Origin of the sequence: Cellulomonas gelida (assembly GCF_006538725.1) — a bacterium.
In the GTDB taxonomy this organism is placed as follows: Bacteria; Actinomycetota; Actinomycetes; order Actinomycetales; family Cellulomonadaceae; genus Cellulomonas; species Cellulomonas gelida.
In genome coordinates, this window is sequence record NZ_BJLQ01000008.1 from 66,380 (window position 1) to 79,273 (window position 12,894).

Annotated in this window: 11 protein-coding genes; 5 read left to right on the forward strand and 6 right to left on the reverse strand. The window is 72.8% G+C overall.

Annotated elements, in window-relative coordinates; genetic code table 11:
* Positions 1-7: 7 nt before the first annotated feature.
* A complete protein-coding gene (ppdK, locus tag CGE01nite_RS05580) occupies positions 8-2,713 on the forward strand; it encodes a pyruvate, phosphate dikinase (RefSeq protein ID WP_141369510.1) in 2,706 nt (901 codons plus the stop codon).
* 107 nt (positions 2,714-2,820) lie between these two features.
* On the opposite strand, the gene CGE01nite_RS05585 is transcribed toward ppdK, so the two are convergent.
* The 3 genes from CGE01nite_RS05585 to hrcA form a co-directional block, all read right to left on the reverse strand.
* Positions 2,821-3,579: a 16S rRNA (uracil(1498)-N(3))-methyltransferase gene (locus CGE01nite_RS05585; protein ID WP_141369512.1), complete on the reverse strand. Its 759-nt coding sequence runs from the start codon at positions 3,577-3,579 to the stop codon at positions 2,821-2,823.
* A 1-nt stretch (position 3,580) separates the two neighbouring features.
* Positions 3,581-4,711 carry a molecular chaperone DnaJ gene (gene dnaJ / locus CGE01nite_RS05590; RefSeq protein WP_048343250.1) on the reverse strand — a complete coding sequence of 377 codons (1,131 nt, stop codon included), beginning with the start codon at positions 4,709-4,711 and terminating at the stop codon, positions 3,581-3,583.
* A 97-nt stretch (positions 4,712-4,808) separates the two neighbouring features.
* Positions 4,809-5,831, reverse strand: coding sequence for a heat-inducible transcriptional repressor HrcA (gene hrcA, locus CGE01nite_RS05595; RefSeq protein WP_048343251.1), 1,023 nt, complete (start codon positions 5,829-5,831; stop codon positions 4,809-4,811).
* A gap of 189 nt (positions 5,832-6,020) precedes the next feature.
* Between hrcA and CGE01nite_RS05600 the strand changes: the two genes are divergently transcribed.
* A complete protein-coding gene (locus CGE01nite_RS05600; RefSeq protein ID WP_141369514.1) occupies positions 6,021-6,884 on the forward strand; it encodes a DUF3097 domain-containing protein in 864 nt (287 codons plus the stop codon).
* 79 nt (positions 6,885-6,963) lie between these two features.
* Here CGE01nite_RS05600 and CGE01nite_RS05605 read toward each other — a convergent pair whose 3' ends face one another.
* The gene (locus CGE01nite_RS05605; protein WP_053071671.1) at positions 6,964-7,899 is read right to left on the reverse strand and encodes a DUF2189 domain-containing protein; all 936 of its coding nucleotides are present in this window, start codon (positions 7,897-7,899) and stop codon (positions 6,964-6,966) included.
* A 166-nt stretch (positions 7,900-8,065) separates the two neighbouring features.
* On the opposite strand from CGE01nite_RS05605, the gene CGE01nite_RS05610 reads away from it, so the two are divergent.
* Complete coding sequence (locus tag CGE01nite_RS05610) at positions 8,066-8,467, forward strand: DUF4870 domain-containing protein (RefSeq protein ID WP_048343253.1); 402 nt, start codon at positions 8,066-8,068, stop codon at positions 8,465-8,467.
* 59 nt (positions 8,468-8,526) lie between these two features.
* Here the strand turns inward: CGE01nite_RS05610 and hemW are convergent, their stop codons facing one another.
* Both hemW and lepA read right to left on the reverse strand, forming a co-directional pair.
* Positions 8,527-9,765, reverse strand: coding sequence for a radical SAM family heme chaperone HemW (gene hemW / locus CGE01nite_RS05615; RefSeq protein WP_141369516.1), 1,239 nt, complete (start codon positions 9,763-9,765; stop codon positions 8,527-8,529).
* 25 nt (positions 9,766-9,790) lie between these two features.
* Complete coding sequence (gene lepA / locus CGE01nite_RS05620; RefSeq protein ID WP_048343255.1) at positions 9,791-11,677, reverse strand: translation elongation factor 4; 1,887 nt, start codon at positions 11,675-11,677, stop codon at positions 9,791-9,793.
* Positions 11,678-11,800: 123 nt separating this feature from the next.
* Here lepA and CGE01nite_RS05625 point away from each other — a divergent pair, with 123 nt between their 5' ends.
* Together CGE01nite_RS05625 and CGE01nite_RS05630 are read left to right on the forward strand one after the other, a co-directional pair.
* Positions 11,801-12,526: a maleylpyruvate isomerase family mycothiol-dependent enzyme gene (locus tag CGE01nite_RS05625; RefSeq protein WP_141369518.1), complete on the forward strand. Its 726-nt coding sequence runs from the start codon at positions 11,801-11,803 to the stop codon at positions 12,524-12,526.
* Between the two features lie 149 nt (positions 12,527-12,675).
* Positions 12,676-12,879: a dodecin family protein gene (locus tag CGE01nite_RS05630; protein WP_048343257.1), complete on the forward strand. Its 204-nt coding sequence runs from the start codon at positions 12,676-12,678 to the stop codon at positions 12,877-12,879.
* The last annotated feature ends 15 nt before the right edge of the window (positions 12,880-12,894 follow it).

Genomic DNA, 12,894 nt, shown 5'->3' on the forward strand with positions numbered 1-12,894 from the left:
TGGAGCCGTGGCCGGCTACGTATGGGATTTCAGCGAGGGCGACAAGGACGCCAAGGACCTTCTGGGCGGCAAGGGTGCCGGACTGGCGGAGATGACCCGCCTCGGGCTGCCCGTACCCCCAGGGTTCACGATCACGACGCAGGCGTGCCGCGAGTACATGCGCGACGGTGACGTGCCCGACGAGCTGCGGGTCGAGGTCACCATGGCCATGCGCAGGCTCGAGGACGCGATGCAGCGGCACTTCGGCGACCCGGCCGACCCCCTGCTCGTCTCGGTCCGCTCGGGCGCGAAGTTCTCGATGCCCGGGATGATGGAGACCGTCCTCGACGTCGGCCTCAACGACCTCACGGTGCACGGCCTCGCCGCGTTCACGGGCGACGAGCGGTTCGCGTGGGACTCCTACCGTCGCCTGGTCCAGATGTTCGGCCGCACGGTGCTCGGGATCGCGGGCGAGGAGTTCTCGGACGCGCTCGACAAGGCCAAGGCGGCCCGCGGCGTCGCCTCCGACGTGGACCTCGGGACCGACGACCTGCGTGAGCTCGTGGGCACCTACAAGGACATCGTGCGGGAGCAGACGGGCCGGGACTTCCCGCAGTCGCCGCGCGAGCAGCTCGACCTCGCGATCACCGCGGTCTTCAACTCGTGGAACACCGAGCGGGCCCGCCTGTACCGCCGTCAGGAGCGCATCTCCGACGACCTCGGCACGGCCGTCAACGTGTGCGCGATGGTGTTCGGCAACCTCGGCCCGACGTCGGGCACGGGCGTGGCCTTCACGCGCGACCCCGCGACCGGCCGCTCGGGCGTCTACGGCGACTACCTCGCCAACGCCCAGGGCGAGGACGTCGTCGCCGGCATCCGCAACACGTCCGGGCTCGCCGAGCTGGACCGGCTGGACCCCGAGGCGTACGCGGACCTGCGCAAGGCCATGCGTCGGCTCGAGACCCACTACCGCGACCTGTGCGACATCGAGTTCACGGTCGAGCGCGGCAAGCTCTGGATGCTGCAGACCCGCGTCGGCAAGCGCACCGCACCCGCCGCGTTCCGCGTGGCCGTCCAGCTCGTCGACGAGCACCTCATCACCATGGACGAGGCGCTCGACCGGGTCACCGGTGCCCAGCTCTCGCAGCTGCTGTTCCCGCAGTTCGACCCCGCCGCCGAGCGCGAGCTGCTCGCCAAGGGCATGGCCGCCTCCCCCGGCGCCGCCGTCGGCATGGCGGTCTTCGACGCCGCGACGGCCCAGGCGTGGGCGGCCGACGGCAAGGAGGTCGTCCTGGTCCGTCGCGAGACCAACCCCGACGACCTCGGCGGCATGATCGCCGCCGTCGGCGTCCTGACCGCGCGCGGCGGCAAGACGTCGCACGCCGCCGTCGTCGCACGAGGCATGGGCCGCACGTGCGTGGTCGGTGCTGACGCGCTCGACATCGACCCCGTCGCGCGCAAGCTCACGGTCGCGGGTCGCACGATCCACGAGGGCGACGTCATCGCGATCGACGGCTCGACCGGCGAGATCTTCCTCGGCTCGGTGCCCGTGCGTCCGTCCCCCGTCAGCCGCTACCTCGAGGACGGCCTGGCCGTCGCGATGGCCGAGGCGCCCGACGAGGAGACGCGCGAGCTCGTCGCCGCGGTCGACCGCATCCTCACCCACGCCGACGAGGTGCGTCGCCTGCGGGTGCGGGCCAACGCCGACACCCCGGAGGACGCCGAGCGCGCCCGACGGCTCGGCGCGCAGGGCATCGGCCTGTGCCGCACCGAGCACATGTTCCTCGGCGAGCGCCGGCTGCTCGTCGAGCGCGTGGTGCTGGCCACCGACGACGCCGAGCGTCAGGCGGCGCTCGACGCGCTGCTGCCGGTCCAGCGTGAGGACTTCGTCGGCATCCTGCGCGAGATGGACGGCCTGCCGGCGACGATCCGCCTGCTCGACCCGCCGCTGCACGAGTTCCTGCCCGACCTCACCGACCTCTCGGTCAAGGTCGCGCTGGCCGAGGCGCGCGGCGACGTGGACGCGCACGACGTCGCGCTGCTCGGCGCCGTGCGGCGCATGCACGAGGCCAACCCGATGCTCGGCCTGCGTGGCGTCCGGCTCGGGCTCGTGATCCCCGGGCTGTTCGCGCTGCAGATCCGCGCGGTCTGCGAGGCGACCGCCCGGCTGCTCGCGGACGGCCACGCACCGCGCCCCGAGATCATGGTCCCGCTCGTCGGCTCGGTGCAGGAGCTGCGGCTCGTGCGCGAGGAGGCGCTGACGATCATGGCGGAGGTCGCCGCCGAGACGGGCCAGCGGCTCGACCTGCCGGTCGGCTGCATGATCGAGCTCCCGCGCGCAGCACTCACGGCCGGCCGTCTGGCGACCGAGGCGCAGTTCTTCTCGTTCGGCACGAACGACCTGACCCAGACCACGTGGGGCTTCTCGCGTGACGACGTCGAGGGTGCGTTCTTCGCGCAGTACACGGCGAACGGCGTGCTCGCGGTCTCCCCGTTCGAGACCATCGACACCCGTGGCGTCGGACGCCTCGTGCGGATCGCTGTCGAGGAGGGCCGGGCGGCGCGTCCGGACCTGCACCTGGGCGTCTGCGGCGAGCACGGCGGGGACCCGGAGAGCATCCGGTTCTTCCACGAGGTCGGGCTGGACTACGTGTCCTGCAGCCCGTTCCGCGTGCCGGTCGCGCGGCTCGAGGCAGGCCGCGCCGCGGTCTCGTCCACGGCGGACACGCGCTGAGCCACCCGCCGGCGTCACCCTCCTGACGCACGGCGGCGCGTGAGAGCGGCGCCGGTCCCGCGAGTGCAGACTCGCGGGACCGGCGCCGTCGCCATGCGGACCAGCGCCTACGACCAGCGGCCGAGGCGCGTCGAGAGCAGCGCGAGCGCGACCGGGCCGGCGGTCGACGTGCGCAGGACGTGCGGGCCCAGGCGCACCGGCCGCGCGCCGGCGTCCCTCAGGCGGGCGAGCTCGTCGTCGCCGATCCCACCCTCGGGGCCGACGACGACCAGCACGTCGCCCGCCGTCGGCAGCATCGCGTCGGACAGCGGCTCGGTGGCGTCCTCGTGCAGCACGAGCACCGCGCCGCCGTCGGCGACCACCTGCCGCGTGCGCGCCGCGAGCGGCTTCGACTCGATCGCGACGTCCACGTCGGGGACCCAGGCGCGCCGGGCCTGCTTCGCCGCGGTGCGGACCGTCCCGAGCCAGCGGGCCCGCGACTTGGCGGCGCGCTCGCCCCGCCACACGACGATCGAGCGCTCCGCCTGCCACGGCACCACCGCATCGACGCCCACCTCGGTCGCGGCTTCGATCGCGAGCTCGTCGCGGTCGCCCTTGGCGAGCGCCTGCACGAGCACGAGCCGCACGTCCGGTGCGGCCTCGCGCACGACCGCCTCCGCCCGCACGTCCACGCCGTCGGCGCCCACGCTCGCGACGACGCCGACGAGGCGCACGCCACGCGTGTCGACGACGTCGACGCGCTCCCCGGGCGCCCGGCGCTGGACGACGCCCGCGTGGCGACCCTCGGCGCCGTCGAGCCGGAACACGTCGCCCGAGGTCACCTCGTCGAGCCTGCCCGGCTCGACGAGGAAGACGGGAGCCGTCACCTCAGCGTCCGGCGAGCTTGTCGCGCAGCTTGCTGAAGACGCCCTGGTGCGACGCGGCGAACCGCGCCTCCGGACGCTCCTCGCCGCGCAGGGCCGCGAGGCGCTGCAGGAGCTCGACCTGCTCGTCGTCCAGCGCGGTCGGGACCGTCACGTCGACGTGCACGTGCAGGTCGCCGCGCCCACCCACGTGCAGGTGCCCGACGCCCAGGCCCTTGAGCGTGACGACCTGCTCCGGCTGCGTGCCGGGGTGCAGGTCGACCTCCTGCGGGCCGTCGAGCGTGTCGAGCGTCAGCACCGTGCCGAGTGCCGCCGCCGTCATCGGCACCGAGAGCGTCGCGTGCAGGTCGTCCCCGTCACGCTGGAACACCTCGTGCCGACGCTCGCGCACCTCGAGGTAGACGTCGCCGGCCGGGCCGCCGGCCGGGCCGACCTCGCCCTGACCCGTGAGCTTGATGCGCGTGCCCGTGTCGACGCCCGCGGGGACGTCGACCGCGAGCGTGCGGCGCGAGCGCACGCGACCCTCGCCCGCGCACTCCGTGCAGGGCTCAGGGATGGTCGAGCCGAAGCCGCGGCAGGCCGCGCACGGCTGGTTCGTCATGACCTGGCCCAGGAACGAGCGCGCGACCCGCTGCACCGTGCCGCGACCGTGGCAGACCTCGCACGTGCGCGGCGACGTGCCGGGCCGGCAGCACGAGCCCTGGCAGGTGGGGCACAGGACCGCGGTGTCGACCGCGACCTCGCGGTGCACGCCGAACGTGACCTCGGTGAGGTCGAGGTCCAGCCGCACGAGCGCGTCCTGGCCGCGCCGCGAGCGCGGGATCGGCCCACGCTGCGCCGAGGCACCCGTCGCCGCACCGAAGAACGTCTCGAAGATGTCCTGGAACCCGAAGCCGCCACCCATGCCGCCGCCGGGCGACGACGGGTCGGCGCCCAGGTCGTACGCGCGGCGCTTCTCGGGGTTGCCGAGCACCTCGTACGCGCGCGAGACGTCCTTGAACCGGTCCTCCGCGGCCGGGTCGTCGCCCGCCACGTCGGGGTGGTGCTCGCGCGCCAGCTTCCGGTAGGCCTTCTTGATCTGCTCGGGCGTCGCGTCGTGCGCGACGCCGAGGATCTCGTAGTAGTCGTTGCTCACGAGGTGGTGTGCTCGCTTCCTGGCGGGCTCGTCGGGCGGTCAGGACGCCTGGGCGTCCGGGTGTTCGTCGTCTGGGTGTGCCGGGTGCGGGAGGCAGTCACCCGGCGAGGATCCGGGTGAGGTAGCGGGCCACGGCGCGCACCGATGCCATGGTCGCGGGATAGTCCATGCGCGTCGGGCCGATCGCGCCCACGCGGGCGATCGACGCGCCGCTCTCGTCGCCGTACCCGCTGGTCACGAAGCTCGTGCTGACGAGCCCGTCGTGCCGGGTCTCGTGCCCGATGCGCACGGACACGGTCGCGTTGTCCTCCGCCATGTCCGACAGCAGGCGCATCAGGACGACCTGCTCCTCGAGCGCCTCGAGGACCGGGCCGAGGCTGCGTGCGAAGTCGTCGTTGCCCCGCGCGAGGTTCGCGGTGCCCGCGAGCACCACCCGCTCCTCGCTCTCCTGCGTGAGGGTCTCCTCGACCACCCCGACGACCCGCCGCAAGAGCGCCAGCTCGTCCGCGGAGTACTGCTCGGCCAGGTCGTCGACGAGGCCCGCGAGCTCGCCGATGCGCCGGCCCGCGACCCGCGCGTTGAGCGTGACCCGCAGCTGCGCGACGACGGGCTCGGTGAGGTCGAGCGACGTCTCGAGCGTGCGCTGCTCGACGCGGCCGGTGTCGGTGATGAGCACGACGAGCAGGTGCCGCGGGGCGAGCGGGACGAGCTCGACGTGCCGCAGCGTCGAGCGCCGCAGCGACGGGTACTGCACGACCGCGACCTGGTGGGTGAGCTGCGCGAGCAGGCGCACGGAGCGGTCCACGACGTCGTCGAGGTCGACGGCGTCCTCGAGGAACGCGCCGATCGCGCGCTTCTCGGGCGCCGACAGCGGCTTGACGGTCGTCAGGCGGTCGACGAAGACGCGGTAGCCCTTGTCGGTCGGGATGCGACCGGCGGACGTGTGCGGCTGGGCGATGTACCCCGAGTCCTCGAGCGCGGCCATGTCGTTGCGGATGGTGGCCGACGACACCCCGAGCGAGTGGCGCTCGACGAGGGCGCGCGAGCCCACAGGCTCGCTCGTCGCGACGTAGTCCTCGACGATCGCGCGCAGCACGTCCATCCGCCGCTCGTCGCTCATCGCCGCCTCCGTCCTTCGCCGTCGCCCGTCGACCGCTACCCGTCCGGCCGTTCCCCTGGCGCTGCCCGGTCGCACCCCGCGGGTAGCACTCGACCCTGCCGAGTGCCAATCCTACGCCGCGCCCGTCCGGTTCCGGCCGTGCGGTCCGCCACGCCCCCTAGGGTGACGGACCGGAGGACGGAGGTCGAGATGGATCGGTACGGCAGCGACGTGCTCGGCGGCGGGACGGGTGCCGCGCGCCCCGAGCACCACCGCGCACCACGGGTCTCGCGGCCCCAGGCGGCGGAGCGCGGCCTCGTCGTCGAGGAGGTCACGACCGGGTGGGTCGGCGCAGTCGTGCGCGTCGAGAAGTCGGGGGGCCAGCACGTGGTGGTCCTCGAGGACCGGCACGGACGCACCCGCACCTTCCCCCTCGGCCCGGGGTTCTGGGTCGACGGCGAGCCCGTGCGCCTCACGCCACCGGTGACGTCGACGGCCCCCCGCGCCCCCGAGCGCACCGCCTCCGGCTCGCGCGCCGTGCACGGGGCCCGGGCGCGCGTCGCCCGTGGGTCGCGGATCTGGGTCGAGGGCAAGCACGACGCCGAGCTGGTCGAGAAGGTCTGGGGCGACGACCTGCGCATCGAGGGCGTCGTCGTCGAGCTCCTCGAGGGTGTCGACCACCTCGTGGACGCTCTGCGTGACTTCGCCCCCAGCCCGGACCGCCGCGTCGGCGTGCTCGTCGACCACCTCGTGCCCGGCTCGAAGGAGGCGAGGATCGCCGCCGACGCGCTGCGCGCGGCGCCGCGAGACACCGTGCTGGTGCTGGGGCACCCCTACGTGGACGTGTGGCAGGCCGTGCGCCCCGAGCGGCTCGGCCTGCAGTCGTGGCCGACCATCGAGCGCGGCACCGAGTGGAAGCTCGGCATTCTGCGCGAGCTCGGCTGGCCCGCCGCCGACCAGGCGGACGTCGCCCAGGCGTGGCAGCGGATCCTGCGTACGGTCCGCAGCTACGCGGACCTCGAGCCCTCGCTGCTCGGGCGCGTCGAGGAGCTCATCGACTTCGTGACGGCGTGAGGCCCGCGACAAGGTCACGTACGCACGAGGGGCACCCGACCCCGGGCGGGCCGCGGTGCCCCTCGTGCGTACCAGGCGGTCAGGCGCGAGCCGTGACGGTCCCGCCCGTCAGCCGGCGGAACGAGTACACGGTGAACAGCGCGGCCACGGGGATCGCGACGAGCAGGCCGATGCCGCACACGAGCGCACCGACGAAGGTGATCACCCACGTGATGACGACGGTCAGGATCGAGGAGCCCCAGTCCTTCGTCTGCAGCGCGATGCTCTCCTTGATCGAGTCGACCGGGGGTCGAGCTCGGTCCACCAACAGGTGGAACGCGAAGAAGCCGAAGTAGTAGATCGCGAGCGACAGGAGCGCCCCGAGGAACGGGATCAGGCCGGCGACGAGGCTCGCGATCGCGAACAGCAGCGCGAGCACGAACTTCGGGCTGATGGCGGAGAAGTCGAACAGGTCGCCCACGGAGACCGCACGGCCGTCGGCCACCTTGAACGCCGCACCGAGCAGCGAGGCGATGAACAGGCCGGACAGCAGGCTCGACAGGAGCGTCGAGGCGATGCCGGCGAAGCCGGTGGAGGCCACCGCGAAGTAGCTCGCGCCCGCGTTGTCGGCCAGCCGCGAGAAGCCACCGAACACGGCGAAGACGACCGACCACACGACGCCGATGACGACCGCCCACAGCAGCGTGCCGATCACGAAGGCGAGAGCGTTCTGCGTGAACGCCTTCCAGGCCCAGGAGAAGCCGGAGCCGATGTCGACTCCTGCGGGCTGCGGGTACCCGGCGGGGGGCGCCCCGTAGGGCGGCGGGTAAGCGCCGGGCGGGGGCGGCGGGTAGGCGCCCGGCGGTGGCACGGGGGCACCTGCGGCGGGCGGTGTGCCGTACGGGTCCGCCGGCGGCGGATAGGCACTCGCCGGCTGGGACGGAGCAGCGGGCGACTCGGGCTGCTGCGGCTGCGCCTCTGCGGCAGGCGGGACCGGCGGGTTGTCGTCCTCCGGTCGCGGCGTGTTGTCGCTCATGCGTCTCCTTCAGTGACGGCGGGCCGAGGTGGCCCGCCGAAAGCGAACCGAAGCCGACGGGGCATGTCAAGGAACCGTGCAGGACCCGTGGACGACCTGGACCCACTACCCTGCCTGCAGACGCTCGCACGAGCGACCCGGCACGACCACCACCAGGAGGTACACCGTGAGCACGACCCCCCCGAACGGCGGAGAGGGCTGGAGCGCGGCGCCGCCGCCGCCCGCCTTCAACGCGCCGCAGCCGCTGCGCCCCGACGAGGAGAAGACCTGGGCGATCCTCGGTCACCTCCTGCCGTTCGTGTTCTCGTTCCTCGCACCGCTCGTGATCTGGCTCGTGTTCAAGGGCCGCGGGGCATACCTCGAGCACCAGGCCAAGGAGTCGCTGAACTTCCAGCTCACGCTGCTCATCGTCTACATCGTGGGCTCGATCCTCCTGCTCGTCGTCGTCGGGATCGTCATCCTGATCGCCGCGGGCATCGGCGCGCTGGTCCTGCAGATCATGGCGGCCGTCGCGGCGAGCAAGTTCGAGTGGTACCGCTACCCGGTCTCGATCCGCTTCATCAAGTAGGACGTCTCAGGCCGCGGCGGTGCCCCACGACGGGCGCACCGCCGCGGCCCGCTGCCAGGTCAGGCTCCGAAGCCTGCGAGCGTGCGGACCACGAGGTCGGCGAGGAGCCGGCCGCGGCGGGTGAGCAGGAGGCGCCGCTCGGTCAGGAGCACCCGGCCGTCGACGAGGCCGTCCGCGACGAGCGCCGCGACGCGCCCGCGCTCGTCGGCCGTCATCTCCGCGAGCGGCATCCCCTCGGCGAGTCGTACGTGCAGCATGAGCCGCTCGAGCGCCGCCGCCTCGTCGTCGATCACCTCACGTCCGGCCGCTGGGCTCAGCCCGGACTCGAGCCGCGAGGCGTAGGCACGCGGGTGCTTGACGTTCCACCAGCGCACACCGCCGACGTGCGAGTGCGCGCCCGGACCGATCCCCCACCAGTCGTCGCCGCGCCAGTACGCGAGGTTGTGCCGGCACGCGTGCCGCGCGCCGCGCGCCCAGTTGGAGACCTCGTACCAGCCCAGGCCGGCCTCGGTCAGCAGGTCGTCGGCGAGCTCGTACTTCGACGCCTGGTCGTCGGCGTCGGGCAGCGTCAGCTCGCCACGGCGGACCTGCACGGCCATCCGGGTGCCTTCCTCGACCACGAGCGCGTACGCCGAGACGTGGTCGACGCCCGTCGCGAGCGCCGCCTCCAGCGAGGTCCGCCAGTCCTCCAGCGACTCCCCCGGCGTGCCGTAGATGAGGTCGAGGGACACGTCGAGCCCTGCGTCGCGCGCCCACGTCACGACGTCGGCGATGCGCGACGGGTCGTGCGTGCGCTCGAGCGTGCGCAGCACGTGGGGCACCGCCGACTGCATGCCGAACGAGACGCGCGTGAACCCACCGGCGGCGAGCGCCGCGAGCGACTGCGGGGTCACGGAGTCGGGGTTGGCCTCGGTGGTCACCTCGGCGTCGTCGGCCAGGCCCCAGGCGTCGTCGACCGCACGCAGCATCCCGACGAGGTCGGCGACCGGCAGGACCGTCGGGGTCCCTCCGCCGACGAAGACCGTGGACACCTCGCGCTCGGGCAGCCCGGCCGTGCGCAGCACACTCGAGGCGAGCGCCACCTCACGCCGGGCGGTGTCGGCGTACGACGCCTGGCTCGCCCCGCCACCGAGCTCGACCGCGGTGTAGGTGTTGAAGTCGCAGTACCCGCAGCGCACCGTGCAGAACGGCACGTGCAGGTACACGCCGAACGCGCGCGTCTGCGCACCCGCGACGACGGACGCCGGCAGGGCGCCGTCGGCGGGCGCCTCGTCCCCGTCGGGAAGGGCGGGGCTCATGCGGGCGTGCTCACGAGCGGGGACGTCACTTCTTCTTGGCGTCCTTGGGCGCAGCGGCGTCCGACGACAGTGCGGCGATGAAGGCCTCCTGCGGCACGTCGACCCGACCGATCGTCTTCATGCGCTTCTTGCCCTCCTTCTGCTTCTCGAGGAGCTTGCGCTTGCGGGAGATGTCGCCGCCGTAGCACTTGGCCAGCACGTCCTTGCGGATCGCGCGGATCGTCTCGCGCGCGATGACGCGCGACCCGATCGCGGCCTGGATCGGCACCTCGAACTGCTGGCGCGGGATCAGGTCCTTGAGCTTGGCGGTCATCATCACGCCGTACGCGTACGCCTTGTCCTTGTGCGCGATCGCGGAGAACGCGTCGACCTGCTCGCCCTGCAGCAGGATGTCGACCTTCACGAGGTCGGCGACCTGCTCGCCCGTGGGCTCGTAGTCGAGGCTCGCGTAGCCGCGCGTGCGCGACTTGAGCTGGTCGAAGAAGTCGAACACGATCTCGGCGAGCGGGAGCGTGTAGCGCATCTCCACGCGGTCCTCGGACAGGTAGTCCATGCCCTGCAGGTCGCCGCGCTTGGTCTGGCAGAGCTCCATGATCGCGCCGATGAACTCCGCCGGGGCGAGGATCGTCGCCTTGACGATCGGCTCACGGACCTCCCGGATCTTGCCGCCGGGGAACTCCGACGGGTTCGTCACGTGGACCTCGGTGCGGTCCTCCATGACGACGTCGTAGACGACGTTGGGCGCCGTGGAGATGAGGTCGAGGTCGAACTCGCGCTCGAGGCGCTCGCGGACGATCTCGAGGTGCAGCAGTCCCAGGAAGCCGACGCGGAATCCGAAGCCGAGCGCGACCGAGGTCTCGGGCTCGTAGTTGAGCGCGGCGTCGTTGAGCTTGAGCTTGTCGAGCGCGTCGCGCAGCACCGGGTAGTCCGAGCCGTCGATCGGGTACAGGCCCGAGAAGACCATGGGCTTGGGGTCGGAGTAACCACCGAGCGCCTCGGCCGCAGGCTTGGCCGAGTTGGTGACGGTGTCACCGACCTTCGACTGGCGCACGTCCTTCACGCCCGTGATGAGGTAGCCGACCTCGCCGACGCCCAGCCCCTTCGTCGGGACCGGCTCCGGGCTGATGACGCCGATCTCGAGGAGCTCGTGTGTCGCCTTGGTCGACATCATCGCGATGCGCTCGCGCGGGTTGAGGTTGCCGTCGACCACGCGCACGTACGTGACGACGCCGCGGTAGGTGTCGTAGACCGAGTCGAAGATCATGGCGCGTGCGGGCGCGTCCGCGTCGCCGACCGGCGCCGGGACCAGCTCCACGATGCGGTCCAGCAGCTCCTCGACCCCGACCCCCGTCTTGCCCGACACCTTCAGCACGTCGGCCGGGTCGCCTCCGACGAGGCGCGCGAGCTCGTCCGCGTACTTCTCAGGCTGCGCCGCGGGCAGGTCGATCTTGTTGAGCACCGGGATGACCTGCAGGTCGTTCTCGAGCGCGAGGTAGAGGTTCGCGAGCGTCTGCGCCTCGATCCCCTGCGCCGCGTCGACCAGCAGCACCGCGCCCTCGCACGCCGCGAGCGAGCGCGAGACCTCGTACGTGAAGTCCACGTGCCCGGGCGTGTCGATCATGTTGAGCGCGTACGGCTGGAGCGAGCCTGTCTCGTCCGGGACCGCCCACGGCATGCGCACGGCCTGCGACTTGATCGTGATGCCGCGCTCGCGCTCGATGTCCATGCGGTCGAGGTACTGGGCCCGCATCGCGCGTGCGTCGACCACGCCCGTGAGCTGCAGCATCCGGTCGGCCAGCGTCGACTTGCCGTGGTCGATGTGGGCGATGATGCAGAAGTTGCGCAGGAGCTCGGGCGCGGTGGCGGCAGGGCGGATGCGCGCTGCGGCTGCGGCACTCGGGATCGGGGACACGCGGTGGGTGCTCCGGTTCTGGCTCGTCGTCCGGGCGGGACTGTGGGTGACTTGGCGGTACTTCGACGGTCGTCGGCCGCGCGGGACCTTCTCGGTCACGACACACGACCCCACCATGGTCCCATGTCGCAGGCACCCGCAGGAGCGCAGCTCGACCACCTCGACCTCCTGCGCGGAGCACAGGCCGAGTTCCTGTCCTCGATCGGCGAGGTCGACCCGGCCACCCCGATCCCCTGGTGCGGCCGCTGGCGCGTGCGGAACCTCGTCGTCCACCTGAGCCGGATCCACCACTGGGCGGCAGGGCAGGCCGCCAAGCGGCAGGAGACCCCGCTCGGACGCGGACCGTTCGTGCTCGACGAGCTCTACGCCGCGCAGGCCACCGAGCTGCGCGAGACGCTCGAGCGCCTGGGCGACACGGAGGGCTGGACGCTCGTCGGGAACGGCCCCGCCTCGTGGTGGCGGCGCCGGCAGCTGCACGAGACGACTGTGCACCTGTGGGACCTGCGGGCGTCGTCGGGCCTGCCGGTCGACGACGACCCGCTCGTGTGGTCCGACACCGTGGACGAGGTCGTCACCGTCATGCAGCCGCGTCAGGAGGCGATGGGCCGGATGCAGCCGCTCGACGCCCCCGTGCGCCTCGTCGCGACCGACGCCGCCCGGTCGTGGCTGCTGGGCGCGCCAGCGCCGGTGGCGGACGGGCACGAGGGCGCCGATCCGAGTGTCACCGTCGAGGCCACCGCGCAGGACCTCGCGCTGCTCGTCTGGGGGCGGCGCGGGCCGCAGGACGTCCGGGTGGTCGGCGACGCGCGGGCGCTCGACGAGGCGCTGTCACGTCGGCTGACCCCCTGATCCCCCGCGCGATGCACGCCCGCCGGCGGCATTGCCAGCGGTTGCGGGGTCCGGGCGACGCGACGAGAGTCGAGAGGACGGCCGGTGACGGCAGCACCGTCCGGCGCTCGCGCCGCACCGACCGACGTCCCGTCCCACGGAGGTCGAGCATGTCGTCAGTCGCCCGCATCACCAGCATCAGCGCCCGCTCCGAGACGAGCTTCGACGACGCGGTGCGCACCGGCATCGAGCGCGCGTCGGCGACGCTGCGCAACGTGTCCGGCGCGTGGGTCAAGGACCAGAAGGTCGAGGTCACCGACGGCAAGGTGAGCGCCTACCAGGTGGTCCTGGAGGTCACGTTCGTCCTGGAGTGACGGCAGGGCCGCTGG

Bases quoted from the DNA above. Each gene is read 5' to 3' on its own strand.
- CGE01nite_RS05605 (WP_053071671.1), bottom strand. From the start codon at position 7,899: ATGAGCGACAACACGCCGCGACCGGAGGACGACAACCCGCCGGTCCCG.
- CGE01nite_RS05600 (WP_141369514.1), top strand. From the start codon at position 6,021: ATGGATCGGTACGGCAGCGACGTGCTCGGCGGCGGGACGGGTGCCGCG.
- hrcA (WP_048343251.1), bottom strand. From the start codon at position 5,831: ATGAGCGACGAGCGGCGGATGGACGTGCTGCGCGCGATCGTCGAGGAC.
- CGE01nite_RS05625 (WP_141369518.1), top strand. From the start codon at position 11,801: ATGTCGCAGGCACCCGCAGGAGCGCAGCTCGACCACCTCGACCTCCTG.
- hemW (WP_141369516.1), bottom strand. From the start codon at position 9,765: ATGAGCCCCGCCCTTCCCGACGGGGACGAGGCGCCCGCCGACGGCGCC.
- CGE01nite_RS05630 (WP_048343257.1), top strand. From the start codon at position 12,676: ATGTCGTCAGTCGCCCGCATCACCAGCATCAGCGCCCGCTCCGAGACG.